Annotated in this window: 20 protein-coding genes, 1 tRNA gene and 2 pseudogenes; 15 read left to right on the top strand and 8 right to left on the bottom strand. The window is 71.4% G+C overall.

Annotated elements, in window-relative coordinates; genetic code table 11:
- The first annotated feature begins 11 nt into the window (after positions 1-11).
- From JK363_RS23515 to JK363_RS23545, 7 genes are all read left to right on the top strand, one after another.
- On the top strand, positions 12-1,733 hold the full coding sequence (locus JK363_RS23515; RefSeq protein WP_201877034.1) for a beta-N-acetylhexosaminidase: 1,722 nt from the start codon (positions 12-14) through the stop codon (positions 1,731-1,733).
- A 273-nt stretch (positions 1,734-2,006) separates the two neighbouring features.
- Positions 2,007-2,906 carry an FAD binding domain-containing protein gene (locus tag JK363_RS23520; protein WP_201877035.1) on the top strand — a complete coding sequence of 300 codons (900 nt, stop codon included), beginning with the start codon at positions 2,007-2,009 and terminating at the stop codon, positions 2,904-2,906.
- Positions 2,903-5,203, top strand: a complete 2,301-nt coding sequence (locus tag JK363_RS23525) for a 2Fe-2S iron-sulfur cluster-binding protein (protein WP_307821842.1) — start codon at positions 2,903-2,905, stop codon at positions 5,201-5,203. Before JK363_RS23520 ends, JK363_RS23525 begins: the two co-directional genes overlap by 4 nt.
- A complete protein-coding gene (locus JK363_RS23530) occupies positions 5,200-7,524 on the top strand; it encodes a xanthine dehydrogenase family protein molybdopterin-binding subunit (RefSeq protein WP_201877036.1) in 2,325 nt (774 codons plus the stop codon). Before JK363_RS23525 ends, JK363_RS23530 begins: the two co-directional genes overlap by 4 nt.
- A gap of 183 nt (positions 7,525-7,707) precedes the next feature.
- Entirely contained in the window at positions 7,708-8,505 is a 798-nt protein-coding gene (locus tag JK363_RS23535; protein WP_201877037.1) for a polysaccharide deacetylase family protein, read from the top strand.
- An 82-nt stretch (positions 8,506-8,587) separates the two neighbouring features.
- On the top strand, positions 8,588-9,286 hold the full coding sequence (locus tag JK363_RS23540; protein WP_201877038.1) for an alpha/beta fold hydrolase: 699 nt from the start codon (positions 8,588-8,590) through the stop codon (positions 9,284-9,286).
- A 17-nt stretch (positions 9,287-9,303) separates the two neighbouring features.
- Positions 9,304-10,101: a HEAT repeat domain-containing protein gene (locus JK363_RS23545; protein WP_201877039.1), complete on the top strand. Its 798-nt coding sequence runs from the start codon at positions 9,304-9,306 to the stop codon at positions 10,099-10,101.
- A 101-nt stretch (positions 10,102-10,202) separates the two neighbouring features.
- Here JK363_RS23545 and JK363_RS23550 read toward each other — a convergent pair.
- Positions 10,203-10,523: pseudogene (locus JK363_RS23550) on the bottom strand (ABC transporter permease); the annotation flags it as partial.
- Between JK363_RS23550 and JK363_RS42665 the strand changes: the two are divergent.
- The 3 genes and pseudogenes from JK363_RS42665 to JK363_RS23560 all read left to right on the top strand — a co-directional run.
- Positions 10,509-10,781, top strand: a pseudogene (locus JK363_RS42665) (MarR family transcriptional regulator); the annotation flags it as partial. The pseudogenes JK363_RS23550 and JK363_RS42665 sit on opposite strands and share 15 nt — an antisense overlap.
- Before the next feature lie 34 nt (positions 10,782-10,815).
- Positions 10,816-11,718, top strand: coding sequence for an alpha/beta fold hydrolase (locus tag JK363_RS23555; protein WP_201877041.1), 903 nt, complete (start codon positions 10,816-10,818; stop codon positions 11,716-11,718).
- Positions 11,719-11,755: 37 nt separating this feature from the next.
- Positions 11,756-12,523 (top strand): MerR family transcriptional regulator, encoded by a 768-nt coding sequence (locus JK363_RS23560; RefSeq protein ID WP_201877043.1) that lies wholly within the window; start codon positions 11,756-11,758, stop codon positions 12,521-12,523.
- A 7-nt stretch (positions 12,524-12,530) separates the two neighbouring features.
- Here the strand turns inward: JK363_RS23560 and JK363_RS23565 are convergent, their stop codons facing one another.
- Positions 12,531-12,953 carry an ATP-binding protein gene (locus tag JK363_RS23565; protein ID WP_201877045.1) on the bottom strand — a complete coding sequence of 141 codons (423 nt, stop codon included), beginning with the start codon at positions 12,951-12,953 and terminating at the stop codon, positions 12,531-12,533.
- 112 nt (positions 12,954-13,065) lie between these two features.
- Here JK363_RS23565 and JK363_RS23570 point away from each other — a divergent pair, with 112 nt between their 5' ends.
- A complete protein-coding gene (locus JK363_RS23570) occupies positions 13,066-13,875 on the top strand; it encodes a helix-turn-helix domain-containing protein (RefSeq protein WP_201877047.1) in 810 nt (269 codons plus the stop codon).
- On the top strand, positions 13,872-14,114 hold the full coding sequence (locus JK363_RS23575) for a DUF397 domain-containing protein (RefSeq protein ID WP_201877048.1): 243 nt from the start codon (positions 13,872-13,874) through the stop codon (positions 14,112-14,114). Before JK363_RS23570 ends, JK363_RS23575 begins: the two co-directional genes overlap by 4 nt.
- A 68-nt stretch (positions 14,115-14,182) precedes the next feature.
- Here JK363_RS23575 and gntA read toward each other — a convergent pair whose 3' ends face one another.
- From gntA to JK363_RS23605, 6 genes are all read right to left on the bottom strand, one after another.
- Positions 14,183-14,875, bottom strand: coding sequence for a guanitoxin biosynthesis heme-dependent pre-guanitoxin N-hydroxylase GntA (gene gntA, locus JK363_RS23580; protein WP_201877049.1), 693 nt, complete (start codon positions 14,873-14,875; stop codon positions 14,183-14,185).
- 278 nt (positions 14,876-15,153) lie between these two features.
- Entirely contained in the window at positions 15,154-15,921 is a 768-nt protein-coding gene (locus tag JK363_RS23585) for a sulfite exporter TauE/SafE family protein (protein ID WP_201877051.1), read from the bottom strand.
- A gap of 127 nt (positions 15,922-16,048) precedes the next feature.
- Positions 16,049-20,125, bottom strand: coding sequence for a non-ribosomal peptide synthetase (locus JK363_RS23590; RefSeq protein ID WP_201877052.1), 4,077 nt, complete (start codon positions 20,123-20,125; stop codon positions 16,049-16,051).
- A gap of 306 nt (positions 20,126-20,431) precedes the next feature.
- Positions 20,432-21,016: a hypothetical protein gene (locus JK363_RS23595; protein WP_201877053.1), complete on the bottom strand. Its 585-nt coding sequence runs from the start codon at positions 21,014-21,016 to the stop codon at positions 20,432-20,434.
- A 166-nt stretch (positions 21,017-21,182) separates the two neighbouring features.
- Positions 21,183-21,257, bottom strand: a tRNA-Cys gene (locus JK363_RS23600).
- Positions 21,258-21,387: 130 nt separating this feature from the next.
- The gene (locus JK363_RS23605; RefSeq protein WP_201877054.1) at positions 21,388-22,266 is read right to left on the bottom strand and encodes an alpha/beta fold hydrolase; all 879 of its coding nucleotides are present in this window, start codon (positions 22,264-22,266) and stop codon (positions 21,388-21,390) included.
- A 182-nt stretch (positions 22,267-22,448) separates the two neighbouring features.
- On the opposite strand from JK363_RS23605, the gene JK363_RS23610 reads away from it, so the two are divergent.
- The 3 genes from JK363_RS23610 to JK363_RS23620 all read left to right on the top strand — a co-directional run bounded on the left by JK363_RS23610 (position 22,449) and on the right by JK363_RS23620 (position 25,309).
- Complete coding sequence (locus JK363_RS23610) at positions 22,449-23,354, top strand: LysR family transcriptional regulator (protein ID WP_201877055.1); 906 nt, start codon at positions 22,449-22,451, stop codon at positions 23,352-23,354.
- Positions 23,355-23,514: 160 nt separating this feature from the next.
- A complete protein-coding gene (locus JK363_RS23615) occupies positions 23,515-24,084 on the top strand; it encodes a cysteine dioxygenase family protein (RefSeq protein WP_201877056.1) in 570 nt (189 codons plus the stop codon).
- 169 nt (positions 24,085-24,253) lie between these two features.
- Positions 24,254-25,309: a YeiH family protein gene (locus tag JK363_RS23620; RefSeq protein ID WP_201877200.1), complete on the top strand. Its 1,056-nt coding sequence runs from the start codon at positions 24,254-24,256 to the stop codon at positions 25,307-25,309.
- Positions 25,310-25,385: the final 76 nt, after the last annotated feature.

Below are 25,385 nucleotides of genomic sequence, written 5' to 3' on the forward strand. Positions count from 1 at the left end.
ACGCGAACCCCATGCCCGGACCCGCCGATTGCGCTCCCCGCCCTGCTCCCGGCCCGGCCCACGCGCTGATCCCGGCCCCGCTGAAGACCTGGGCCACTTCGTCCGGCGGTGAGGGGCCCGTTCTCGATGAGCACACCCGGATCGAGGCCCGCCCCGGCACCGAACGCGTGGCCCGCTGGCTGCGCGCCACGGTCGGGGCGGCCACCGGGCTGCCCCTGGAACCGCACACCCCCGACGGCGACGGCGGGCGCGTCCTGCTGCGCCTGGACCCCGGACTGGAGCGCACGCTCGGCCCCGAGGGCCATCGGGTCGTGGTCGACGACCGGGGAGCCGTCGTCGAGGGCGGCAGCGAGACCGGTGTCTTCTGGGGCGCCCAGACCTTCCGTCAGCTCCTCGGCCCGGACGCCTTCCGCCGGGCCCCTGTCGACCCCGCCCGGCGCCGGTGGCGGCTGCCCGCCCTCGGCGTCGAGGACGCACCCCGCTTCGGCTGGCGCGGTCTGATGCTCGACGTGGCGCGGCACTTCATGCCCAAGGACGGTGTCCTCGCCTATATCGACCTGCTCGCCGCGCACAAGCTCAATGTGCTCCATCTGCATCTCACCGACGACCAGGGCTGGCGGCTGGAGATCCGTCGCTACCCCAGGCTCACCGAGGTCGGCGGCTGGCGTCCGCGCACCAAATTGGGCCACCGCGCCTCACCGCTGTGGGATCCGCGCCCGCACGGCGGCCACTACACCCAGGACGACATCCGCGAGATCGTGGCCTACGCCGCCGAGCGGCACATCACCGTCGTACCCGAGATCGACATCCCCGGGCACTCGGGCGCCGCCATCGCCGCCTATCCGGAGCTGGGCAACTCCGATGTCGTCGACACCTCCTCGCTCGGCGTGCTCACCACCTGGCGTACCAATCCGAACGTACTCTCCCCCACCGACAGCACGCTCCGCTTCTACGAGAACGTGCTGGAGGAGGTGCTCGAACTGTTCCCCGGCACCTTCGTCCACCTCGGCGGCGACGAGTGCCCCAAGGACCAGTGGAAGGCGTCTCCGGCCGCCCAGGCGCGCATCCGTGACCTCGGTCTGGCGGACGAGGACGAGCTCCAGAGCTGGTTCATCCGGCACTTCGGGCTCTGGCTCCGGGAGCGCGGCCGCCGGCTGATCGGCTGGGACGAGATCCTCGAGGGCGGCGGCGCGGCGGACGGCGCCGGGCGCGGCCGTGGCCTCGCGCCCGGGGCCGCGGTGGCCTCCTGGCGCGGTTACGCGGGCGGTATCGCCGCGGCCCGCGCCGGTCACGACGTGGTCATGTGCCCCGAACAACAGGTCTACTTCGACCACCGGCAGGCGGCGGGCGACGACGAGCCGGTGCCCATCGGCTATGTCCGCACCCTGGAAGACGTCTACCGCTTCGATCCAGTTCCCCCGCAGCTCGACGAGGCCGAAGCGGACCGGGTGCTGGGCGCCCAGGCCAATGTCTGGACCGAGGTGATGGAGGACCGCCGCCGCGTCGACTACCAGACCTTTCCCCGGCTCGCCGCCTTCGCCGAGGTCGCCTGGTCCACCCTTCCGCCGCCGCCCGAGCGGGACTTCACGGAGTTCCAGGGGCGCATGGAGGCGCACTACGCGCGCCTGGACGCGCTGGGCGTGAGCTACCGGCCGCCTGCCGGTCCGCACCCCTGGCAGCGGCGCCCCGGCATCCTCGGACGTCCGCTCGACGGATCGCCCCCGATCGTGTGAGCCGCCCGTAAGCGGTGCACCCCGGCGCCCCGCCCCTGTCACCGTGGGACCCCGCGCAAGCCCAAGTCGTACAAGGGTCCCTGAAACGTGGCAATCCACACCGGTCGGAGACGTCGCCATAAACCCGTACCATCCCCCAGGTCAGGGACGGATCCATGGATCTCGGACCCCCGTGACGGCGGACTCGGAAGATGTGCCAGAGTTGCCACGTCCGGGCTGTCAGCACGTACCGTACGGCGCAACAGCCGGGACACCGGGGAAGGGGCAGCTGGGTTGACCACGCACGCACCGCAGGCGGCGCACACGGTGACGTTGCCGGGCTCGCTCGATGAGGCCGTGGCGGCGCTGACCGCCATGCCTGCCGCCGTGCCCGTCGCGGGCGGTACCGATCTGATGGCCGCGGTCAACTCCGGCCTGCTGCGGCCCGCCGCACTCGTCGGCCTCGGCCGGATCAGCGAGATCCGCGGCTGGCGCTATCTGGACGGACACGCCCTGCTCGGCGCCGGGCTCACCCACGCCCGTATGGGCCGCCCCGACTTCGCCGCGCTGATCCCGGCGCTGGCCGCGGCCGCGCGGGCCGCCGGACCACCGCAGATCCGCAACGCGGGCACCCTCGGCGGCAACATCGTCAGCGCCGCCCCCACCGGCGACGCGCTGCCCGTGCTGGCCGCCCTGGAGGCCACCGTCATCATCGCCGGGCCCGAGGGCTCCCGCCGGGAGACCCCGGTCAGCCATCTGCTGGCCGGAGTCGACATGCTGGGCCCCGGCGAACTCGTCGGATTCGTCCGGGTTCCGCTGCTGCACGCCCCGCAGACCTTCCTCAAGGCCACCGGCCGCACCGGCCCCGGCCGGGCCACCGCCTCGGTCGCGGTCGTGCTCGACCCGGCCCGGCGCGGAGTGCGCTGCGCGGTCGGAGCGGTCGCGCCGATGCCGCTGCGCCCGCTGGAGGCCGAGCGCTGGGTCGCCTCGCTGATCGACTGGGACGGCGAACGCGGCTCTCTCGACCCGCAGGTCAGCACGGCCTTCGGCGAGTACGTCGCCGCCGCGTGCATCCCCGACCCGGCACCGGCGGAGGATGGCGGCGAGCCGGTCACCCTGCCGCCCGCCGCGCTCCACCTGAGGCGTACGGTGGCAGCTCTGGCCCGCCGAGCACTGGGGAGGGCACTCGCGTGAGTGACGAACAGCAGCCGCACCGACCGGAACCGGGCAGCGGTTGGCAGCCGATGCCGCACGGCTCCGACTGGGACGCCGACTCGACGGCCTTTGTGCAGCTGCCGCCCGACTTCGCCTTCCCGGACCCGGCCGACCCCTCCGGCAGCTGGGACCCGCTCGCCGCGCCCGGCACGGGCTACACCCCGCCGCCGATGACCGGCGGACCGGGCGGCCACGATGGTCAGGGCGGTCACGGCGCGCCGTCGCAGGGCGGCCAGTGGCAGCCCGCGCACGGTCAGCCGGGCCAGGGCCGGCCCGCCCACGACCCGGCGGCGCACGCCCCGGGCGCCCATGCTCCGGGCGCTCATGACCCCGGCGCGACCGGGCAGTGGACTGTGCCCGCGGACGTCCGTGCCGACACCGACGGCTCCGGCTACGGCTACGGGGGCCACCCCGATCCGTACGGCGCGCAGCACCCGAACCAGTGGCCCACGCCCGCCCAGGACCCCCAGGCCCCGCAGACCGGTCACTGGCCGGTGCGGGGCGCGGAGCCGGTGGACGACTGGCCGGTACAGGCCGAGCCGGTGGACGACTGGCCGGTGCCCGCCTCCTCCGACGACGGCACCGGCGCGCCGGTGCACACCAGCCAGTGGACGATTCCGGTCGCGGGCGACGAGGTGGACGAGACCGGCGAGTACCGGGTCGACGACCACCCCGGCCCCGCCGCCCCGCCGTACGGCGGCGGCGCCCAGGGCGGCCCCCGCGACCATCAGACGACAGCCGAGTGGCGGATGCCGTTCGCCGACGCCGCGCCCGAACAGCCGCGGCCGGACCATCAGCAGGCACAGCGGCAGGGTCATCAGCAGCCGGGGCAGACCGGCCAGTGGTCGATCCCGGCCACCGCCGAGGGCTCCGAGGAGTCCGGCGAGTACGTGGTCGAGGGCCGTACCGCGCCCGCGCCGCGCCCGGCCCCCGCCCGCCGTCCGCTGCGGATGCCCGGCACCGACGACCGCGCGGCGCCGGGAGCCCCCGGGACGGACCCGGGGACCGCTCCGGGCACGGACCGGACCTGGCACGGCTCCGCCGGGGACTCGGGCGAGTTCCCGGCCGAGGGCGCGCACACCGGGCTGCGTACGCCGCCCCACGGCAGCCCCGTCCCGGGAGGGCCCGCGGCCCCCGGCGGGCGGCCGCCCGCCGACGAGCCGGGCGCGGGCCGACCCGCTCCGGCGCCCGGTGACTCCGGCGAGTACCCGATGGAGCCCCAGCACGGGGGCCGCCGGACGCCGCCGCACGGCAGCCTGGCACCCGGCCTTCCGCAACCTCCCGGCCGACAGGGTGAGTTCGCCGGGGACACCCACGCCGGGGAGACCCATGCCGGGGACAGCCATGGGCGGGACGCCCTCGGCCACACCCCGCACCCGGCCCCCGAGCACGGCCCCGGCACGCCCGCCGGTGACGAGACCCCGCAGCACCACGACCCCGAAGCCGACGGTCGTGAACAGACCGCGGCCGAGGACGAGTTCACCGAGGTCCCAGAGGTTCCAGAGGCCCCAGAGGCGCTTGAGACGGCCGCCCCCGCCGAGGGCCCGGCCGACGCCCCGTCCGACCCCGCGGCCGAGGCCGCGGAGCAGGACGCCCCGGCGGCGGAGGCGGCCGAGGCAACCGACGCCGACGGGGATCCACACCACATCGAGCATCCGGCGGCCTCGTACGTCCTGCACGTCAACGGCGCGGACCGCCCCGTCACCGACTCCTGGATCGGTGAGTCACTGCTCTACGTGCTGCGCGAGCGGCTCGGTCTCGCCGGGGCCAAGGACGGCTGCTCGCAGGGCGAGTGCGGCGCCTGCTCGGTCCAGGTCGACGGCCGCCTGGTCGCCTCCTGCCTGGTGCCCGCCGCCACCGCCGCGGGTTCCGAGGTCCGCACCGTCGAGGGCCTGTCCGTGGACGGCCGGCCCTCCGACGTACAGCGCGCCCTGGTCGAATGCGGCGCGGTGCAGTGCGGGTTCTGCGTACCCGGCCTCGCGATGACCGTGCACGACCTGCTGGAGGGCAACCACGCCCCCACCGAGCAGGAGACCCGCCAGGCCATCTGCGGCAACCTCTGCCGCTGCTCCGGCTACCGCCCGGTCGTCGACGCCGTCCGCGAGGTCGTCGCCGCCCGCGAGGCGACCGAGGACGCCGAGGACGGGGACGCCGAGGACGGGGCCGCCGCCCACCAGGAGGGGGCCCGCATTCCGCACCAGGCGGGCCCGGCCGGCGCGCACGGGTTCAGCGGCAACGGGAGTGTGAACGGAACGGGGAGCGAAAGGGCATCATGACCGGAATCGCGGACGGCGCCGGAGCCGTCACCGCCACCCCCGCCACCGGTACCCCCGTCTCGCCCCCGCCGCCCACCATGGGCCTGGGCGTCTCCCTGCCCGTCGCCGACGCGGTGGCCAAGACCTCGGGCACCTTCCCGTACGCGGCCGACCTGTGGGCCGAGGGGCTGCTGTGGGCCGCCGTGCTGCGCTCCCCGCATCCGCACGCCCGCATCGTCTCCGTCGACACCGCCCAGGCCGCCCGGATGCCCGGTGTCCACGCGGTGGTCACCCATGACGACGTGCCCGGTGACGCCGCCCACGGGCGCCGGATCGCCGACCGCCCCGTCTTCGCCAAGGACGTGGTCCGCCACCACGGCGAGCCGATCGCCGCCGTCGCCGCCGACCACCCCGACACCGCCCGGCTCGCCGCGGCCGCCATCGCCGTCGAGTACGAGGTGCTGGACCCGGTCACCGACCCCGAGCAGGCGTTCGCCGCCGAACCGCTGCACCCCGACGGCAATCTCGTCCGCCACATCCCGCTGAGCTTCGGCGACCCCGAGGTCGTCGGCGAGGTCATCGTCGAGGGTCTGTACCGCATCGGCCGCCAGGACCCCGCCCCCATCGGCGCCGAGGCGGGCCTCGCCGTACCGCGCCCCGACGGCGGGGTGGAGATCTACACCGCCTCCACCGACCCGCACGCCGACCGCGACCTCGCCGCCGCCTGCTTCGGCCTGGAGCCCGAGCGCGTCAAGGTCGTCGTCACCGGTGTGCCCGGCGCGATGGGCGAGCGCGAGGACCCCGGGATGCAGCTCCCGCTCGGGCTGCTCGCGCTGCGCACCGGCCACCCCGTCAAACTGGCCGCCACCCGCGAGGAGTCCTTCCTCGGCCACCCCCACCGCCACCCCACCCTGCTGCGCTACCGCCACCACGCGGACGCCCAGGGCAAGCTGGTGAAGATCGAGGCCCAGATCCTGCTGGACGCGGGCGCGTACGCGGACTCCTCCGCCGACTCGCTCGCCGCCGCCGTCTCCTTCGCCTGCGGCCCCTACGTCGTCCCGCACGCCTTCATCGAGGGCTGGGCCGTCCGCACCAACAACCCGCCCTCCGGACATGTCCGCGGCGAGGGCGCCATGCAGGTGTGCGCCGCGTACGAGGGCCAGATGGACAAGCTGGCCGCCAAACTCGGTATCGACCCCGCCGAGATCCGGCTGCGCAACGCCCTGGCCACCGGCGATCTGCTGCCCACCGGACAGACCGTCACCTGCCCGGCCCCGGTCGCCGAACTGCTGCAAGCTGTACGGGACGCCCCGCTGCCGCCGCTCCCCAAGGACGACCCCGAGGAGGAGTGGCTGCTGCCCGGCGGCCCGGAGGGTGCGGGCGACCCGGCCGCGGTGCGCCGCGGTGTCGGCTACGCGCTCGGCATGGTCCATATGCTCGGCGCCGAGGGCACCGACGAGGTGTCCACCGCCACCGTCAAGGTCACCGGACCCGTCGCCACCGTCATCTGCGCGGCCGTCGAGACCGGCCAGGGCTTCACCACCCTGGCCCGCCAGATCGTGCAGGACGTCCTCGGTATCGAGGAGGTCCACGTCGCCCCCGTCGACACCGACCAGCCCCCCGCCGGTCCCGCCTCGCGCGGCCGCCACACCTGGGTCTCCGGCGGAGCCGTCGAGCGTGCCGCCAAGATGGTCCGCACCCAGCTGCTCCAGCCGCTGGCCCACACGTTCGGTATGTCCACCGAGCTGCTGACCATCGCCGACGGCAAGATCACCTCCTACGACGGCGTGCTCAGCACCACCGTCGAGGAGGCCCTGGAGGGCAAGGAGCTCTGGGCCACCGCCCAGTGCCGCCCCCACCCCACCGAACCTCTCGACGAGACCGGCCAGGGTGACGCCTTCGTCGGCCTCGCCTTCTGCGCGGTGCGCTGCGTCGTGGACGTGGACATCGAGATCGGCGCCGTCCGCGTCGTCGACATGACGGTCGCTCAAGACGTCGGCCGTGTGCTCAACCCCCGCCAGTTGCGCGCCCGGATCGAGTCCGGCATCACCTTCGGGCTCGGCACGGCCCTCACCGAGAACCTCCGTACCTCCCGCGGTGTCGTCCGCCACCCGGACCTCACCGGCTACGCCCTGCCGACCGCCCTGGACGCCCCCGACATCCGCATCGTCAAACTGGTCGAAGAACGCGATGTGGTGGCTCCCTTCGGCGCCAAGCCCGCCAGCGCGATCCCCATCGTCACCTCCCCGGCCGCCGTGGCCGCCGCCGTCCGCGCCGCCACCGGCCGCCCGGTCAACCGCCTCCCGATCCGGCCGCAGTCCGCGGTGGTCAACCGGGGCTGACGGCCCGGCACTCCGCGACGCCCGCGACCCGGCAGGGTCGCGGGCGTGAACGTTTCCGATCGCCAAGTGTCCATCCGCGGCGCGGGAATGTGCGAGATGCGTAACAAAGGGATCCCTTCTCCCCTCGTTTCCGTCTTCCTGGGTGCGATAGCGGCACAGGAGACAATGGGAACGAGGCGGGCAATGGGACGGCACCGGATACTGGGGACGAACGGCCGCATGCTGGTGGCGGCCGTCGGTGTGGCGGGAATGACCGCCGTGGCCGCGGTGTGGACCGCCCAGGCCGGATCCACCGACTCGGAGCCGAGTGCGTCCCCGAAGCCGAAGCCGATCGTGGGTCAGACCTCCAAGCCGGATCCCAAACTGCCCGACCCCGTGGTCAACATGGACATCGCGCACGCCTCCGACAAGGGCTCCAAGGGCGTCAACATCACCATCGACGACGGTCCGGACCCGACCTGGACCCCGCAGGTCCTCCAGGTGCTCAAGTCCAACGGCGTCAAGGCCACCTTCTGCATGGTCGGTCCGCAGGCCCAGGCCCACCCGGACCTGGTCAAGGCGGTGGTCGCGGACGGACATCGGCTGTGTGACCACTCCATGTCCCACGACACGACGATGGCCACCAAGTCACGGGCCTACCAGTCCAAGGAGATCCTCGACGCCCGGCGAATGATCATCAAGGCGTCCGGGGGCGTCAAGCCGCTCTACTACCGTGCCCCGGGCGGTGCGTTCACCCCGTACAGCCGTCAGCTCGCCGCTTCGCAGGGCATGCGTCCGCTGGGCTGGAACGTGGACTCCAAGGACTTCAAGCAGCCGGGTGCCGCCGCCATGGTCAACACCGTCAAGAACCAGATCTCCGACGGCCCGACCGTGCTCTTCCACGACGCGGGCGGCGACCGCGGCCAGACGGTCGAGGCGCTGGGCCAGGTTCTGCCGTGGCTGAAGCAGCAGGGCTACAGCTTCGGTTTCCCGGTGCGCTGACCGGTCGCTCCCGCGGCCCGCGGCCCGCGGTCACCGGCCCGGGATCACCGCCGTTGTCGTACCCACGCGCTACGTTGCCGCCATGGCTGAATTCGTACTCGTGGCAGGGGCTTGGCTCGGCGCGTGGGCATGGGACGACGTGGTGCCGGAGCTGCGCGCCGCCGGGCACGGCGCGCATCCGCTGACGCTGTCCGGCCTCGCCGAGAGGCGGGGCGTCCCGGCCGGACAGCAGACCCATGTCCGGGACATCGTCGACGAGATCGAGCGCCGCGAGCTGCGAGACGTCGTCCTCGTCGGCCACAGCTACTCGGGCATCCCGGTCGGCCAGGCCGCCGAGCGGATCGGCGACCGGCTGGCCCGTATGGTCTTCGTCGACGCCAACGTCCCGGTGGACGGTGAGTCGTTCGTGATGAGCTGGCCCGAGGGCCGGTCGATCGTCGAGGCGTCCTGCGCCGCCCATGACGGCTTCTGGGCCCCGCTCACCGCCCCCGACTACGCGGGCCAGGGCCTCACCGACGAACAGATCAACCGCATCGTCACCGGCGCCACCCCGCACCCCGGCGCCACCCTCACCGAGCCCGCCGCCCTCGCCCGCCCCCTCGGCGGCCTCCCCGCCACGTACATCAAGTGCCTGCTGGACGGCGCCGAACCGGCCCCCGACGCCGCCCGTCTCCTCACCAGCGACCGCTGGCGGCTGGTCGAGATGAACACCGGCCACTGGCCCATGTTCTCCCAGCCCCACGAGCTGTCCCGTATCCTCCTCGACGCGGCGGCGGTCTGATCCGGGGGAGCCCTTTTATGGCGATGTTCGTGCACCTGACGTCGGCGGCGAACACACCGCGGATCCGACGGTCCGGGATCCGCGCGGACGCTCACGGACAGGGCGGTGCGCGCGGGGTGTACTGCTTCCCGGTGCTGCCGTCGTACACCCTCACCCACCAATGGCTGCGCGAACTGGCCCGGTTCGGCAGAGGAGGCCGGTTGGTGGCCGTCCATGTGCGGCTGGATGACACCCAGCCCGTCCTGGTCGGCCACTACCGGGACCGGGCGCGGGGCGCCCAGTCCACCGTGCCCGTCGCCGAGGCGGTGCGGCGGATCGTGGCGCTGGACGACCCGCGCGGCTGGGAGGTGTTCGTCCCCCGGGCGATCCGGCCGCGCGAGGTCCACCGCATCCGCGCCGTGCCCCAAGTGGTCGGCTGGCGGTACCACCCGGACGCGCACGGCGTCCGCCCCTGCACCTGCTTCGGATGCCGGGTGCGCGGCGGATACGGCCAGCGGCGCCTGCGCGAACGGCTGCCGCATCCGCTGGACGGCCCGGCGCCACCGCCCAGGGTGCTGCTCGCGCGTGTCACCGCGGCGGGCACCCCCGGGGACCCCGCCGCACTGCGGCAGGCACTGCACTGGTTCGGCATGCGCAGGCGCGGCCCGTTCGCCCAACTGACCCACCTCGCCGCCCATCCCGACCCCACGGTCCGGGAGGACCTGGTGTGGGCGGTCGCCCGCTGGACCACCCCCGGCGTCGCCGAACTGCTGGACGGCCTCGCCGACGACCCACACCCGGACGTCCGGGAGGCGGTGGAGGCGGTACGCGAGTAGCGGTGGCTACCGCAACGGGGCGGCGTACGCCGACGGGATGTCGGTGTACGCCGCCCTCGGGTGGGACGCGTTGCGGGAGCCGGCCCGCGTTGTCATGACGGTTATTTCTGGTCGTGGTTGAACTTCGAGGTCGACCAGAAGTAGCCGAGCACCGCGAGGCCCACGCACCAGCCGACGGCGAGCCAGCCGTTGTGGCCGATCTCGGTGCCGAGCAGCAGGCCGCGCAGGGTCTCGATGGCGGGCGTGAACGGCTGGTATTCGGCGACCGGCTGGATCCAGCCCGGCAGCGAGTGGAGGGGGACGAAGGCGCTGGAGAGGAGCGGCAGCAGGATCAGGGGCATGGCGTTGTTGCTGGCGGCCTCGGCGTTCGGGCTGACCAGGCCCATGCCGACCGCGATCCAGGTGAGCGCCGTGGCGAAGATGAACGCCGCCGCGAGCGCTACGTCGTCGATGACGAGATCATGTACCAGTCCATGATGGCCAGCGTCCGCTCCACCGCCCAGGTCGCCGAGACCGCACGGCAGGGCATCGGCATCCTCGGACCCGGAACCCAGGCCGCCGCCCGGCTTGAGAACATGGCCCGCTTCCTCGACTTCGTCTCCGAGAGCACCGCCCGCGCCGCGGAGCAGGCCCGCGAAGTCCTCCACACGAAACCCGAAGCGACCAACACCCCGGGTTGACCCTGACCCTGCGTCAGGGTTGGAGCCTTGCTGCATGACGAACAACAGCACTTCCCCGGCTCGGCTCGCGCCGCCGATCGGAGGGTTCGAGGAGATCGACGGCCGCCGCGTCTTCGTGCATCGGTCGGGCAGCGGCGGACCGGCCGTGGTGTTCCTGCCGGGCGCCAGTGCGGTCGGTCTGGACTATTTCGGTGTCCAGCAAGAGGTTTCCCAGTTCACCACCGCCGTGGTGTACGACCGCGGCGGCACGGGCTACAGCGATCCCCTCCCGCTGCCGCGCACCGCCGCCGCGGTGGCCACGGAACTGCACGAGCTGCTGCGCGCCCAGCACATCCCCGCCCCCTACGTGCTGGCGGCGCACTCGCTCGGCGGTGCCTACGCGCATCGCTTCGCGCAGCTGTACCCACAGGACGTGGCCGGGCTGGTCTGGCTGGACGGGCTCCATCGCGACTGGGACGACTTCATGCCCCCCGCGGCGGGTCTGGCCGCGACCGAGCGGACGGCACCTGATCTGGAGCAGCTCGAACAGATGCGTCCGGCCCTGCGCGAGATGGGCGTCGAGTTGTTCGCTGACTACCCGGAGCATGTGCGGCAGCCGCTGATCGATGCCAAGGTGAGTGACGCATGGATCCGCGTTGGCATCGCCGAGCGCAGCACGTTGGTCGAACTCGCCACCGAACTGCGGGCCGGGCCGAACATCCCTGACGTCCCGGTCGTCGCTCTCAGCGTGTTGGGCAGCGACCCCACCCAGCAGGGGCTGACGTTGCAGGAGATGCATGACGGCAGGACGAGAATGGACGCGGCCCTGGTGAGCGCGGTCTCGCACGGGGAACAACGCTTCCTCACCGACACCTTCCACCACCGGCTCTGCTTCGACCGTCCCGATGCCGTGGTCCAGGCGATCCGCGACGTCATCGACTGGGCGGCTCGCCCCTAGACTCGGCGCTACTACGCCCGACGATCAGAGGTGAACGGTGCTGACGATCAGCCAACTCGCGGCGACCGCCGGGGTGACCGTGCGCACCGTTCGCCACTACCACCACGTCGGCCTGTTGCCCGAGCCCGAACGCGATTCCTCCGGCTACCGCCGTTACCGCGCGCAAGCGGCGGTGGATCTCATCCGGATCCGGACCCTCGCCGATGCCGGTGTTCCGCTGGCCCGTATCGACGCGCTGCTGCATGCAGAGCCGACCGCATTCGCCTCGGCCATCACCGACATCGACGCCGCATTGCAGCGCAAGATCGACGAGCTCACCGAGTACCGCCGCCGGATCACCGAACTGGCCTCCGGTGAAGGGCTTGTCCTGCCCCCCGAGGTGGTCGCCATCCTGAACCGGATGCGCAGTCTCGGGGTCAGCGAACTGAGGGTACGACTCGAGCGCGACGCGTGGATCCTGATGCAGGCACTGGACCCCGTCTCCATGCCGCAGCGCATACGGGACAAGAACGCCGGCTTCGACGACCCCGAGACGATGCGCCTCTATCTCGCCTGTGATGCATCAGTCGACTGGGAACCGGACGATCCACGCCTGGATCCGCTCATCGACGACCTGGACGCATGGGAGATCAAGCACGAACGGGACAGCAGCGGGCCAGGGAACCTGAAGCTGGTCTTCTCCCGGATCGTCGAGGCGTCACCGGCATGGCAACGCATCCTCGAAGAGCTCGCCCACCGCGCCAAGCAGCGCCGAACCGCCGGGCAGGACAGTGAAGCCGACACCCTGGTCACGTCCGACGGCTGACGCACGCCTACTGGGGCACGGTCAGCTCGGCCCAGACCGTTTTGCCGACCAGGCCCGGGATGACGCCCCAGCGTTCGGACAACTCCTCGACGAGCAGCAGCCCGTGGCCGGATTCGCCCGGCGACTCCTCCTCCGGCTTGCGGCGCACGGCGGGCAGCCGGTCCGTGCAGGGGTCGCGCACCTCGATACGGAGGGTGTCGCCCGCGACCTTGAGCGTCAGTCGAACGTTCCGTCCAGGGACGCGGCCGTGGAGCGCGGCGTTCGCGGTCAGTTCGGCGATGATCAGCGCGGCGTTCTCGACCGGCAGGCCCCAGGTGACGAGCCGTTCGGAGGCCATTAACCGACCGAGCCGGGCGCCCTTGCGGGTGGCGGAGAGCAGCACGGTGAAGTGCGAAACGGAGGTGTCGGTTCGAGTGATTTGTTGGCTCACGTCACTCAGAGTGGCCGTCTGTGCCTAGGCTGAAAAGTAGCCACGGGGATACGGGCGGTGACTGTCCGTCCGTTGCCCGGCCATGTCCGGATGACGTTGGGAGTGGGCCGGTATGGAGGACGAGGAGAGCGCGGCTGTACTGCGGGCGGTCGGCCGTCAGATCAAGCTCTGGCGGGAGGCGGCCGGGCTGAAACAGGCCGAACTGGGGGCCGCGATCGGTTACGGAGAGGAACAGGTCTCGGCCGTCGAACGGGCGCGGCGGATCCCCAGCCCCGGGTTCCTGGACAAGGCGGATGAGGTCCTGGGGGCGAGCGGCAAGATCGCCGCGATGAAGAAGGATGTCGCGGAGGCACGGTATCCGAAGAAGGTTCGCGATCTGGCGAAGCTGGAAGACGAAGCCGTCGAGTTGGGGGTGTACGGCTGCCACAACCTGCATGGGCTGCTTCAGACGGAGGAGTACGCCCGTGCGCTGTACGAGATGCGACGACCGTCCTTAACGGAAGACGAGATTGAGCGCTACGTAGCGGCGCGACTGGCCAGGCAGGAGATCTTTGGGCGGAGTCCCGCACCCCTGCTGACCTTTGTCCAGGAAGAGGTGACACTGACCCGCCCGCTCGGGGGCAGAGTGGTGCTGCGCCGCCAGCTCGAGCACATCCTGGAATTGGGCAAGTTGCGGCACGTTGCGATCCAGGTGATGCCGACGAACCGCGAGGACCATGCCGGGATGGGTGGGGAGCTCCAGCTCCTGAAACTCAAGGAAGGCACAACGTTGGGCCACTGGGAAGCCCAGTTGTCCAACCGTCTGATCTCCGAACCCAAGGAGGTCCAGATCCTTGATATGCGCTATGGCATGATCCGATCGCAGGCCCTCACACCGTGTGAGTCTCTGGCCTTCATCGAGAAACTGCGGGGAGAGACATGAGCCTCAAGCCCGACGAGTGGATCAAGAGCAGCTACAGCAGCAATGACGGTCCTGCGTGTGTCGAGGTCGCGTGGATCAAGAGCAGTTACAGCAGCAACGAAGGTCCCGACTGCGTTGAGGTAGCAGCCGATCCTTGCGGCACCATCCACATCCGCGACTCCAAGATCCCCGAGGGTCCTCGGCTCGCCGTCACCCCGGCCGCCTGGACCACCTTCCTCGGCTACGCCTCACACCGCTGAGCCAACGCGATGCCCCGGCAGCCAGGAGCGGCTGCCGGGGCATCGGTGTACGCGTGGAGCGGGAGGGTTCAGGCCGAGGTCGGACCCATCAGCGCGGGCTCGCGCTCGCCCTCGCGGGCAGCGAACGGGCACTGCCAGTCCGCGGGCTTCGGGCGGCCGGAGTAGCGGCGGGCCTCGGAGAGCTGCTCGTACTCGAGCAGGTTGGGGTTTATGTCGCCCTGGAGCTGGATGTCCTGCTTGCGGATCTTCTCCGCGAGCCGGTCCCACATGTTGGCGCCCTTGATGCGGTCGAATTGCTCATGCGAGTTGAAGGCCAGCATCGGGAAGGGAGGACGGCGGCCCCAGCGGCGGTGGGTCTCGTGGAGGCCGATGACGAAGAAGGGATGACCGGCGACGCTGTAGGCGAACTCCTGAGCTTGCGGATCGGACGAATACCCCTCGGCCCAGCGATAGGACTGGGCGTCCTGTTCATGGAGCAGCTGGAGCTGTTCCCACAGCAGCTCCTCGAACCGGAGCTCGTCCACCCCGCGAGGCCGCTCGAAGGTCGCGATGAAACTCGTGAACGACTTGGCGCTCCAGTCCGCCGAGTCCACGAAATCCGCGAGATCGAGTGCCATCAGCCGGGCCGAATCCTCGGATCCCATCAGGTCGTAGTGACGATGGGTGATGCCACCCTTGCGCCAAGCGGACCGTCCCGCCAGGCAGGCGAACCGGTCCCCCAGGATGAACCGCTCCACCTCGTCACGTGCGTCCAACGTCATGGCCAGCCTTCCTTCCAACTACGTGCCTCCTCGCTGGGAGCTCATCTCCTTCTCCACATCAGAAAGCGCCCACCCTGCCGCACCTGCGTATCTGCGTATCGAGAGCAGGAGAACGAGATGGGTCGCCTGGCTGAATTGTGACCGGCGACGGCCCATCGGCGAAATCCGTTTGCGGGACGGATGCCTGTGTGCGGATGTGATGTACGTCGTTCAGCAAAGCGTGACGACATCGGTGCGTTCGGTGACGGTTCGGGATCGCCGTACCGGGTGGGGCGCGTTCACCGTGCCACCAGCTGCACGATCGCCACCGTGCCCACCGTCACGATGAGTGCGCGCAGCACGGTCGGGCTGAACCGGCGGCCGACCGCGGCTCCTATCTGGCCGCCCAGGGCGGAGCCGATCGCGATCAGGGCGACGGCCGTCCAGTCGAAGTGAGCGACGAAGAGGAAGAAGATCGCGGCGACCGTGTTGACGACGGCCACGTAGACGTTCTTGGCGGCGTTGAGGCGTTGCAGGGGTTCGTCGAGCAGCATGCCCATCAGGGACATATAGATGATCCCCTGGGCGGCGGCGAAGTAGCCGCCGTAGACGCTGGCCAGCGTCAGGCCCGCGAACAGCAACGGGCCACCGTCCCGGTGGTCGGGGCCGCCCGCCACCTCCCGCCGCTCGCGTACGGCCCGGCTGAGCCGCGGCTGGAGGATGACCAGGACCAGCGCCAGGCCCACCAGCACCGGAACGATCATTTCGAAGGCCCTACTGGGCAGGGTGAGCAGCAGGGTGGCGCCGGTGAGGCCGCCGATGAGGGCGGCCGAGCAGAGCTTGAGGATGCGCCGGGCCTGGCCGGTGAGCTCCTTGCGGTAGCCGATGGCGCCGCTGATGGAGCCGGGGACCAGGCCCAGTGCGTTGGAGACGGTGGCGGTGACCGGCGGCAGACCGGTGGCCAGCAGAACGGGGAAGGTGATCAGCGTCCCGGAGCCGACGACGGTGTTGATGGCGCCCGCACCGGTGCCCGCCGCGAACACGGCGGCCATTTCCCACGGGGTCACGCCGACTCTTTCCTCGTGCAACGGATGCTCATGAGCCACGACGGTAGATCACGATCCGTTCGGTGACCAGCGAAGTGTTCAACGGCCCGGGGACGCCCCCGACGGGCGGCCCCGGGCCGCCGTGCCCTCAGCTCCGGGCCCGGTCCAGCGCCGCGGCCAGCACCGGGCCGATCCGGGCGAGCGACTCCTCCCGCATCATCCGGTAGTGGTGGTCCGGGACACCGTGCACCTGAAGGCTGCCGCCGACATGCGCCCGCCAGGCGCCGGGGACGTGCAGTGGATCGCGGCGGTAGCCCGGGATCTCGTCCTCGGCGATGAAGAGCAGCATGTCGCCGTCGAACCGGTCGGGGGTGAACTTGCGCATCAGCTCCTGATCGTTGAGGAGGATGTCCAGCAGCGGGAAGCTGTGCTCGCCCGCCAGCAGCCGTTCCGGCAGCCCGGTCTCGCGGCTGAGGTCCGCCACGAGATCGTCGGCGGTCCCGGCCTCCTCGGAGTGGGCCGCCAGCCAGCCGGGGGCGAAGATGTCACCGCCGCCGATATCGTCCAACAGCACTCCGAGCCACTGCCGCTTGCTCAGCTCCGGGGTGTTCGGGAGCGCCTGGGCGTTGTCGGGGTAGGCGTCCACCACGGCCAGGACGCCCACCTCCTCGCCTTCGTTCCGCAGCCGGGTCGCCATGGCATGGGCGATCAGACCGCCGAAGGACCAGCCGAAGAGGTGGTACGGGCCGCTCGGCCGCACCCGGCGGATCTGCCGCAGATAGTCGTCCGCCATCTCCTCCACACTGGCCGGGAGGACGTCCGGCTCGGTCAGCCCGCGTGCCTGGACGGCGTAGACCGGCTGGTCGGGGGCGAGATGGCGGAGCAGCCCGGTGTACGACCAGCCGAGGCCGCCGCCGGGGTGGACACAGAACAGCGGCGGGCGCTGCCCCTCGCCGCGCAGCGGCAGCAGGATGTCCAGCGGCGGGCGCTCGGGCGTGCCGTCGACCCCGGCCGTGGGCGCGGACGCCATCCGCTCCACCAGCCGTGCGACGGTCGGCGCCTCGAACAGATCGCGCATCGACAGCTTGTCGCCGAGCACCGGGCGGGCCTGGGCGACCAGTTTCGAGGCGAGCAGCGAATGGCCGCCCAGCAGGAAGAAGTCGTCGTCGATGGTGACACCGGGGACGCCGAGGGTCGCGCCGAAGAGCGCGCAGAGCGTCTCCTCGGCCGGGGTGCGGGGTGCCCGGCCGGACGCGGTCGCCTCGAAGGACGGCGCGGGCAGGGCGGTGCGGTCCAGCTTGCCGTTGGCGTCCACCGGGAGCGCGTCCAGCACGGTGAACGCGGCGGGCACCAGGTGCTCGGGCAGGGTACGGGCCAGGGCCTCGCGGGCGGCGGCGGGGTCGGGCCCGTGCACGGAGCCGGGCGTCATAACGGAGCCGGGCGTCATGGGCGTCATATACGCGATCAGCCGCTGCTCGCCGTCTGCGTCGGTGTGCAGCGCGGCGGCGGCGTCCGCGACGTCCGGCAGGGTCCGCAGCGCGGCCTCGACCTCGCCCAGCTCGATCCGGAACCCGCGCAACTGGACCTGGCCGTCGGCGCGGCCGAGGTACTCCAGGGTGCCGTCGGGGAGGCGGCGGGCCAGATCGCCGGTGCGGTACATCCGGGCGCCGGGGTCGCCGAACAGTGGGCCGAAGGGGTCGGGGACGAACCGCTCGTCGGTCAGCTCGGGTTGGTTGAGATAGCCGAGGGCGAGCTGCGCCCCGGCCGCGTAGAGCTCACCGGTCGCCCCGGCCGGGCACGGCTTGAGGGCGGTGTCGAGGACGTAGAGCCGGGTGTTGTGGACCGGGGTGCCGATCGGCACCGGTCCGTCCGCGCCCGGCCGGACCAGATGGTGCGCGACCTGGATGGTGGTCTCGGTGGGGCCGTAGAGGTTGTGCAGCGGCACCCCGGGCAGCAGCGTGTGGAAGAGCTCGGCCGTCTCGCGCGGCAGCGCCTCACCGCCGCTGGACGCCCGGCGCAGGGTGCTCGCGCAGGAGGCGGCGGCGTCGGGATCGGCCAGCAGCGCCCGGAGCATCGACGGCACGAACTGGAGCGTGGTGACCGCCTCTTCGCGGACGGTGCGCGCGAGACAGGCCGGGTCCTTGTGGCCACCGGGCCTGGCGAGCACCACGGTGGCACCGCTGATCAGCGGCAGGAAGAACTCGCAGACGGAGGCGTCGAATCCGGCCGGGGTCTTCTGGAGCATCCGGTCGTCCGAGGTGAGGCCGTACAGATCGCGCATCCACTCCAGGGCGTTGACGACGGCCCGGTGCGGGACCACCACGCCCTTGGGGCGGCCGGTGGAGCCCGAGGTGTGGATGATGTACGCGGGGTCCTCGGGGGTGGGGGCCACCGGGGGAGCGGCCTCGTCCGTGCCGATGTCCGTGGCGCTGTCCGCGCCGCTCTCCTCGGACGCGTCCAGCAGCAGCCGTGGCACCCCGGCCGCCGGGGGCAGTGCCGCGGCGCTGTCGGAGCGGGTGACGATGAGCGCGGGCGCGGTGTCGTCGAGCAGATACGCCAGCCGCTGCGCCGGATAGTCCGGATCGAGCGGCACATAGGCGGCCCCGGACTTCAGCACCGCCAGCAGGGCGACGACCAGGTCGGGGGAGCGGGGCAGCCCGACGGCGACCGTGCGGCCCGGTCCGGCGCCGTGGGCGCGGAGTTGGCGGGTCAGCCGGTCGGCGGCGGTGTCCAGCTCCGCGTAGCTCAGCCGGGTGCCCTCGAAGACCACGGCCGGCGCTCCGGGAGTGCGTGCGGCCTGGGCGGCGATCAGCTCGGGGAGGGTGGCGGTGGAAGCCGGGCGGGCCGTGGCGTTCGGCTCGACGACCATCCGGTGGAGCTCCTCGGCGGAGAGGAGGTCGAGGCCGCCGACCGTGCGGTCCTTGTCCGCGGCGGCGGAGGGATCGGCAAGGGAGCGCAGCAGCCGCAGATAGCGCTCACGGTGGCCGAACAGATCGTCCTCGGTGTAGAGGTTGGAGTTCGCGTTGAGGTCGATCCGGATACCGGTGCCGACGGAACGGTCGTAGCCCATGATCGAGAGGTCTTCGACGGTGCCGTTGGAGAGGTTGTGGCCCACGACCCGGTGACCGGCGAAGTCGAAGTCGTAGTCATAGGTCATGATGTTGACGTGCGGGCCGAGGAATCCATTGCCGCCGTCCGGCATCCGCAGGTCCCGGGCCAGATCGATACGCCGGTAGCGCTGGTGCCGCAGGGCCTGCCGTACTTCCCGGGAGACCTGGCGCACCAGCTCCCGTATTCGCATATCGGAGCGCACCCGGATGCGCAGCGGCACCACATTGGCGAACATGCCCGGAATGGAACGTGCGGTGGCATCGGTGCGGGCGGAGACCGGCAGCGTCAGAATGATGTCGGATTCGCCGGTCATACGGTGCAGATACACCGCGGTGGCGGTGATGATCATCGCAGACCAGTGGGTCGCGTACGTGCGGGCGGCGGCGCGCAGTTCGACCGCCTCCGCTTCACTGAGGTAGGCGGTCTGCCGCAGCACGGTGGACAGTTCATTGCCGGGGCGGCCGGAAAGCCGGGCCGGTCGCGGGGAATCCCCGAAGTGGTCCATCCAGTAGGCGCGGTCCTTGGCGAAATCCTCCGACGCCCGGTATTCCGCGTCCTGGTCGAGCATCGCCCGCAGTGAGCCGAAGACGGTTCCCGCGGCGGCCGGTTCGGTGCCTTTCACCAGGGCCGTGTAGATCTCGGCGGTGCGGCGGGCGAGCAGTGCGGCGGAGCCCGCGTCCGAGACGATGTGATGGGTTCCCTGGTACCACAGGAAGCATTCCGGCCCCAGTTTCAGCAGGGCGAAGGAGAACGCGGGGTGGTCGCCGAGCCGGAGCCGGGTGGCCAGGTCGTGCTTCATCCACCGCTCGGCCGCCGCACGCGGGTCGGGCTCCCCGCTGACGTCGGGTTTCGCCAACTCCCAGTCGGTCACCGGATCCAGCGTCTGCCAGGGCAGTCCGTCGTCCTCACCGACGCGCACGTTGTAGGGCTCGGCCTCGGCGACAGCCCGGCGCAGTGCCCTCTCGAATATCTCCGGGTCTATCGGGCCCTGTATCTCCAGGTACTCGCCGACCCGGAACGTTGTACTCTCCGGCGGCTCCAGCTGCTCGATGAACCAGATCTCGCTCTGGCCGGTCGACAACGGCAGACGGGCGGCCGGTACGGCGGGCTGCACATTTCCCCCACGTGAAAACAGAATTCGTCGAGACTCGAAACAAAGGTGCCTGGCAGTCGGGGCGTTGTCCGCCGTGCGACCGCAGGCACCACTGTGACCCTATGAGACGAACATGCCGGGGACGGGGCACCAAGGCGGGATGGCCAGGGGAGTTGACTTGATCTTAACGGTGCGCCCGAACGTATTCGCACGTGGTGAGACGGCCCGGGGGCCGTTCAGTGGTGAGGATGTGAAAGCGGGAAGCGCGAAGATGAACAGAACGGAAAGAAGGTGGAGGTCGTGACCGGAAGCGAACTGGCCCCGGCGTCAACAGCCTTCGACGACTCCGCCACCGCCCCAACCCATTTTCTGCCAGTGGTCGAACCATGCGAGATAGTACCGCTCGACATAAAAGAAGACTGCGTGTTCGTTGTTCTGGTCGCATCGGACTGAGATCGGAACACGCTGGTAGTAGACGATGCCGTCGTCAGGTTTCTTGAAGTTCAAATCCAGAATCAACGGGCCTTCGGCGCCCGGAAATCCCTCAATGGTGTGATCGTCGTGCGAGGTAATGAGGTAGTCCATCGCAATCCAGATGAATGGGGCGTGCGTCGACGGGTCCTCACCCTTGGTGGCTGAGATCCTGAAGTTTGTGAGCGTGACGCAAAGATCGGCCGGGTTGGCCGCATCGGCAAACACGGCCTTCTTGATCGTTCTTGTCTTCGATGTGAGGTTCACCTCACGATCTACGGGCTTGACGATCAAACCCCAACGGTAAAGGAGGGTGCCCGGCACGGTGTATTGATCCACCGTAACCTCGGGCCACGGGTCTTCCTTCACCACGAACTCGGCGGCGCGAAGGGTCGAAAGTTCCTGGATGGTGCCGGTCGCTCGGTGATTGGTGTAGGTCACGGTCGGCCTCTTCCACGGCGGTGGTTTCACTGTCGCTTCAGAGTCTCGATGCTGGAATCGGATTCGGCTCGCCGGGCAGGTCCAATCGGAGTCGTGGGCCTGGCGGACGAACAACGGGGCGGCACTCCCTCTGGGGTGCCGCCCCTTCGTTGCCCGTTCAAGGCAGTGGAGGCCGTGACCGGATTCGAACCGGCGTAACTCGCTTTGCAGGCGAGCCCCTCAACCACTCGGGCACACGGCCGATGTTGTGCTCGTGCTTCGACGATAGGGACGGGGGTCGGGAGGCTCAATGATTCGGCCACGGCTGCCATGCGACTGACACACCGCGTTCACAGTGGGCGCCCCGGCCCGCCCGGTGGCTCTACGGGGCCTCACGGCCGCCCGGGGCGGCCCGCGAGGAAGTCCTCGACCAGCGGGCGGAACAGGTCCGGCTCGTCCACCCACGGGTAGTGGCCCACACCGTGCAGCGGCTGCGCCCGTCCGTCGGGGAACGACTCCGCGACCAGCTCCCCGGCCCGTACGCCGGTCACCGCGTCCCGGTCGCCGGTCACCGCCAGCACCGGGCAGGGCACTTCGCGCAGCCGGGCCAGCACCGCGCGGCGGCCCGCCTCGTCGACGCCTTGCCAGAAGCCCGCGCGCGGCACCGGGCCGAGCTGCTCGCCCTCGGCCGCCGCATGGGCCCGCTGGGGCTCGTCCCAGCGGCCGTACGCCATGGGGGCGGCCTGGAGCAGCAGTCGGCGCACCTCACCGAAGTCGGTGGTGTCCGGCAGCAGCTGCACCGCGACATACGCCTCCTGCCACCATGGCTCGTCCGCGCGTGACTCGAAGATCTCCCGGGCGTCTTCGGGCAGTTGGCCCTGGAGCCGGGCGCCCGGACAGACCAGCACCAGATGGGTGAGGTGCTCGGGATGTGCGGCCGCGTACGCCTGTGCCGTGGCCGCCGCCGCGTCGTGCGCCAGCAGCGGGAAGCGGTTCAGCCCCAGATGGCGGCGGAGCGCCTCCAGGTCCTCGGCGAGACCGGGGAAGGAGTAGCCGCTGGGATCGGTGGCCGGAGGGGAGTCCCCGGTGCCGCGGCTGTCGGGGATGATCAGCGTGTGGTGGGCGTCAAGGCCGCCGAGGTCGCCGAGGTAGGCGGCGTTCCGCCCCGGCCCGCCGGCCAGACAGATGAGCGGCGGGCGCGCGGAGCCGTCCCGGGCCTCCAGCACGCGATAGGCCAGCTCGGTGTTGTCGTACGACGTGTAGTGCGGCATGAGGTCAGCTTGCCCGAAGAGCCCCGACTCAGCCCGAAGACACCGGTGCGTGTGACACCCGTCATCGGCCGTCGGGGGTGCGGGCACCGGCCGTCGGGGGTGATCCGTGACTCCAAAGCACCGATGGGGGTGGTCCTCCCGCTACCCAAATTCCGCTTATGTTGTGCGGCTATGATGCGAGGGTGTTCGATTCCCGGCACATCAAGACGTTCCACGAGGTGGTCAGCGCCGGTTCCTATTCGGCCGCCGCCCGTGCCCTCGGCTATACCCAGCCCGCCATCACTCAGCAGATGAAGGCCCTCGAACGGGCCGTCGGCAGCCCGCTGTTCATCCGGGTCGGCCGGGGGATGCGGCTCACCGAGGCGGGGGAGACCCTGGCCCGGCACGCGGACACCATCCTGTCCAGCATCTCCACCGCCCAGCAGCAGATGAACGCCATCACCCGGCTGCGCTCGGGCCGGGTGCGGGTGTGCGCCTTCCCCAGCGCCAACGCCACCCTCATCCCCGAGGCCATGGCCCGGCTCGCCGCCACCCACCCGGGGGTACGGGTGGAGCTGCTGGAGGGCGAGCCGCCGGAATCGCTGGGGCGGGTGGTGCGCGGAGAATGCGACATTACGCTCGCCTTCACCTATCCCGGGCTGCACGAGGAGGTTCCCGCCGAGCTGGTCGAGATCCCGCTGCTGGAGGACCAGCTGACGGTGCTGCTGCCGTCCGGGCATCCGCTGGCCCGGCGGCGCGCGGTCAAGCTGGCCGATCTGAGCGAGGAGCGCTGGATCGCCGGATGTCTGCGCTGCCGCGCCAACTTCCTGCACGAATGCGCCGAGCAGGGCTTCGCCCCGGACATCGCCTTCACCACCGACGACAACCTGGTGGTGCAGAGCATGGTCGCGGCGGGGCTGGGGGTCGCGATGATGCCGGGTCTGGTGCTGTCCTTCCTGTGCCACCAGAAGGTCACCGGGCGCGCCCTGGACCCCGCCTCGCGCCGCCATGTCTCGGCGTATCTGCTGCGCGAGCATCTGGAGATCCCGGCGACCGCGCGGGTGCTGGAGGAGCTGAAGGCGGTGGCGGGCAACCGGGTCGGCTGCTGACCTCATCCCAAGGACCCCGTATCCCAAGGACCCCGTCCCAAGTCGCCCGCCCCGACAACCCAAGGCGCCCGCCCCAGCCAGCCGTCCATAAGCAGAATTTAGGGGGCGGCCAAGAAATCGTCGTTGGACGTGATGGAGTGCGCGGCAGCACGCTGCGGTTATGACCACTACGCCGACCGAACCCACCGTCTCCCGCGTCACGGCGCGCCTCGGCGCGTTCGTCGACGGCGTACGCGAGGCCGTAGGACGCGGACTGCCGCCCGATGTGACCGCCTATCTCGTGGGCGAACGGCTCGCGCCCTTCCTCGGCGCGGCCGATCTGCTCACCCCCGAGCAGCGGGAGGGCGACCCCGACTGCTACCGCCAGCACATCCTGCACGCCGAGCCGGACGGCAGCTTCTCGATCGTCGCCCTGGTCTGGCTGCCCGGTCAGCGCACCTCCATCCACGACCACGTGTCCTGGTGTGTGACCGGCGTCCACGAGGGTGAGGAGCACGAGCGCCGCTACCGGCTGGTGCCGGACGGGCTGAGCTCACGGCTGGTCGCGGAGAAGGACGTGGTCAATCCGCAGGGGTCGGTATGCGGGTTCGCGCCGCCGGGAGATATCCACAGGGTGTGGAACGCCTGCGAGGGCACGGCGATCTCGATCCATGTCTACGGCGCGGACATCGCGCGGCTGGGCAGCAGCGTACGGCGGGTGTACGAGCTGCCGACGGAGGACGAGCTGTGAGCGCGCGCCGCTCCGCCCGTCCGTTCCACGGCGCGGTGACGGCGTGGCGCTGACGGGGGCGCGGGCCGCCGGGCGGGGGGCGAACGCCGGGTCCGCCGCCAAGTCGTCAGCCGCGTCCAGCAGGTCGTCCGCCGGGTCCTCCGCCGCGTCCGCCGCGCCGGGCCGTCGGCTGCCCGCCCCCACGTACGGCCTCGGCCTCGCGGCGGCCGGGGTCGCGGTCGCCTGGTGCGTCCACTGGCTGGTACCCGCCGTTCCCCTGCTCACCGCGGCCGTGGTGCTGGGCATCACGGCCGCCCATCTGCCCGGTGTACGGGGCCTGGTGTGCGGAGCGTGCCGTCCCGGGCTCTCCTTCGCCGGGAAGCGGCTGATGCGGCTGGGCATCGTGCTGCTGGGCCTCGGGCTTGGCCTCGGCGATGTGCTCGGCCTCGGCTGGGCCACGGTGGCGATGGTGTTCGGCGTGGTCGCGGCCACGTTCTTCGGCACCTGGTGGCTCGGCCGCCGGATGGGGCTGCGCGGGGACCAGCCGCTGCTGATCGCCACCGGCTATTCCATCTGCGGCGCGTCCGCGATCGGCGCGGTCAGCGAGGTCTCGGAGAGCGACGAGCGCGATGTGGCCACCTCGGTGGCGCTGGTGACGCTGTGCGGCACCCTCGCCATCGCCGTACTGCCGCTGCTCCAGCAGCCGTTAGGGCTGACCGACGCGGAGTTCGGCCGGTGGGCGGGCGCGAGCGTGCATGACGTGGGCCAGGTCGTGGCTACCGCGCAGACCGCCGGGCATGCCGCGCTCACCGAAGCGGTGCTGGTCAAGCTGGTGCGAGTGGCGCTGCTCGCACCACTGGTCGCGGCTCTGGCGCTGTCCGTACGGGCGCGCCGGAACGCGGCCGAGGCGGCCGTGGTGACCAACACGGCCGCGGGGGGTAACGGGGGCGAGGAAGCCGGGGGTTCGGAGCGGGCGGGGACGCGGCGACCGCCGCTGGTTCCGCTCTTCGTCCTCGGCTTCCTGGCCATGGCCGCCGTGCGCAGTACGGGCGTGCTGCCCACCGCCGCGCTCGACACCGCCGGCGACGTCCGTGAACTCCTCCTCGCCGCCGCCCTCTTCGGCCTCGGCAGCGCGGTCCACCTCCCCTCGCTGTCCCGGACGGGGGCGCGGGTGGCGGCGCTGGGGCTGTGTGCGTGGGTGGTGATCGCGGGGGTGTCGTACGCGGGAGTGCTGTTGACCGCATGACCGTGTGACCGCGGGCCTTCGCCCCACCCGGCCGCGGACCGGAAGACGATCCGGTTCGCGGCCGCGGTGTGAGCCT

Source organism: Streptomyces coffeae (genome assembly GCF_016741875.1).
Classification (GTDB): domain Bacteria; phylum Actinomycetota; class Actinomycetes; order Streptomycetales; family Streptomycetaceae; genus Streptomyces; species Streptomyces coffeae.

Excerpts from the sequence above, each read along its gene's own strand:
- JK363_RS23535 (WP_201877037.1), top strand. The coding sequence starts at position 7,708 with ATGGGACGGCACCGGATACTGGGGACGAACGGCCGCATGCTGGTGGCG.
- JK363_RS23575 (WP_201877048.1), top strand. The coding sequence starts at position 13,872 with ATGAGCCTCAAGCCCGACGAGTGGATCAAGAGCAGCTACAGCAGCAAT.
- gntA (WP_201877049.1), bottom strand. The coding sequence starts at position 14,875 with ATGACGTTGGACGCACGTGACGAGGTGGAGCGGTTCATCCTGGGGGAC.
- JK363_RS23555 (WP_201877041.1), top strand. The coding sequence starts at position 10,816 with ATGACGAACAACAGCACTTCCCCGGCTCGGCTCGCGCCGCCGATCGGA.
- JK363_RS23530 (WP_201877036.1), top strand. The coding sequence starts at position 5,200 with ATGACCGGAATCGCGGACGGCGCCGGAGCCGTCACCGCCACCCCCGCC.
- JK363_RS23545 (WP_201877039.1), top strand. The coding sequence starts at position 9,304 with ATGGCGATGTTCGTGCACCTGACGTCGGCGGCGAACACACCGCGGATC.
- JK363_RS23515 (WP_201877034.1), top strand. The coding sequence starts at position 12 with ATGCCCGGACCCGCCGATTGCGCTCCCCGCCCTGCTCCCGGCCCGGCC.
- JK363_RS23615 (WP_201877056.1), top strand. The coding sequence starts at position 23,515 with ATGACCACTACGCCGACCGAACCCACCGTCTCCCGCGTCACGGCGCGC.
- JK363_RS23540 (WP_201877038.1), top strand. The coding sequence starts at position 8,588 with ATGGCTGAATTCGTACTCGTGGCAGGGGCTTGGCTCGGCGCGTGGGCA.
- JK363_RS23570 (WP_201877047.1), top strand. The coding sequence starts at position 13,066 with ATGGAGGACGAGGAGAGCGCGGCTGTACTGCGGGCGGTCGGCCGTCAG.
- JK363_RS23605 (WP_201877054.1), bottom strand. The coding sequence starts at position 22,266 with ATGCCGCACTACACGTCGTACGACAACACCGAGCTGGCCTATCGCGTG.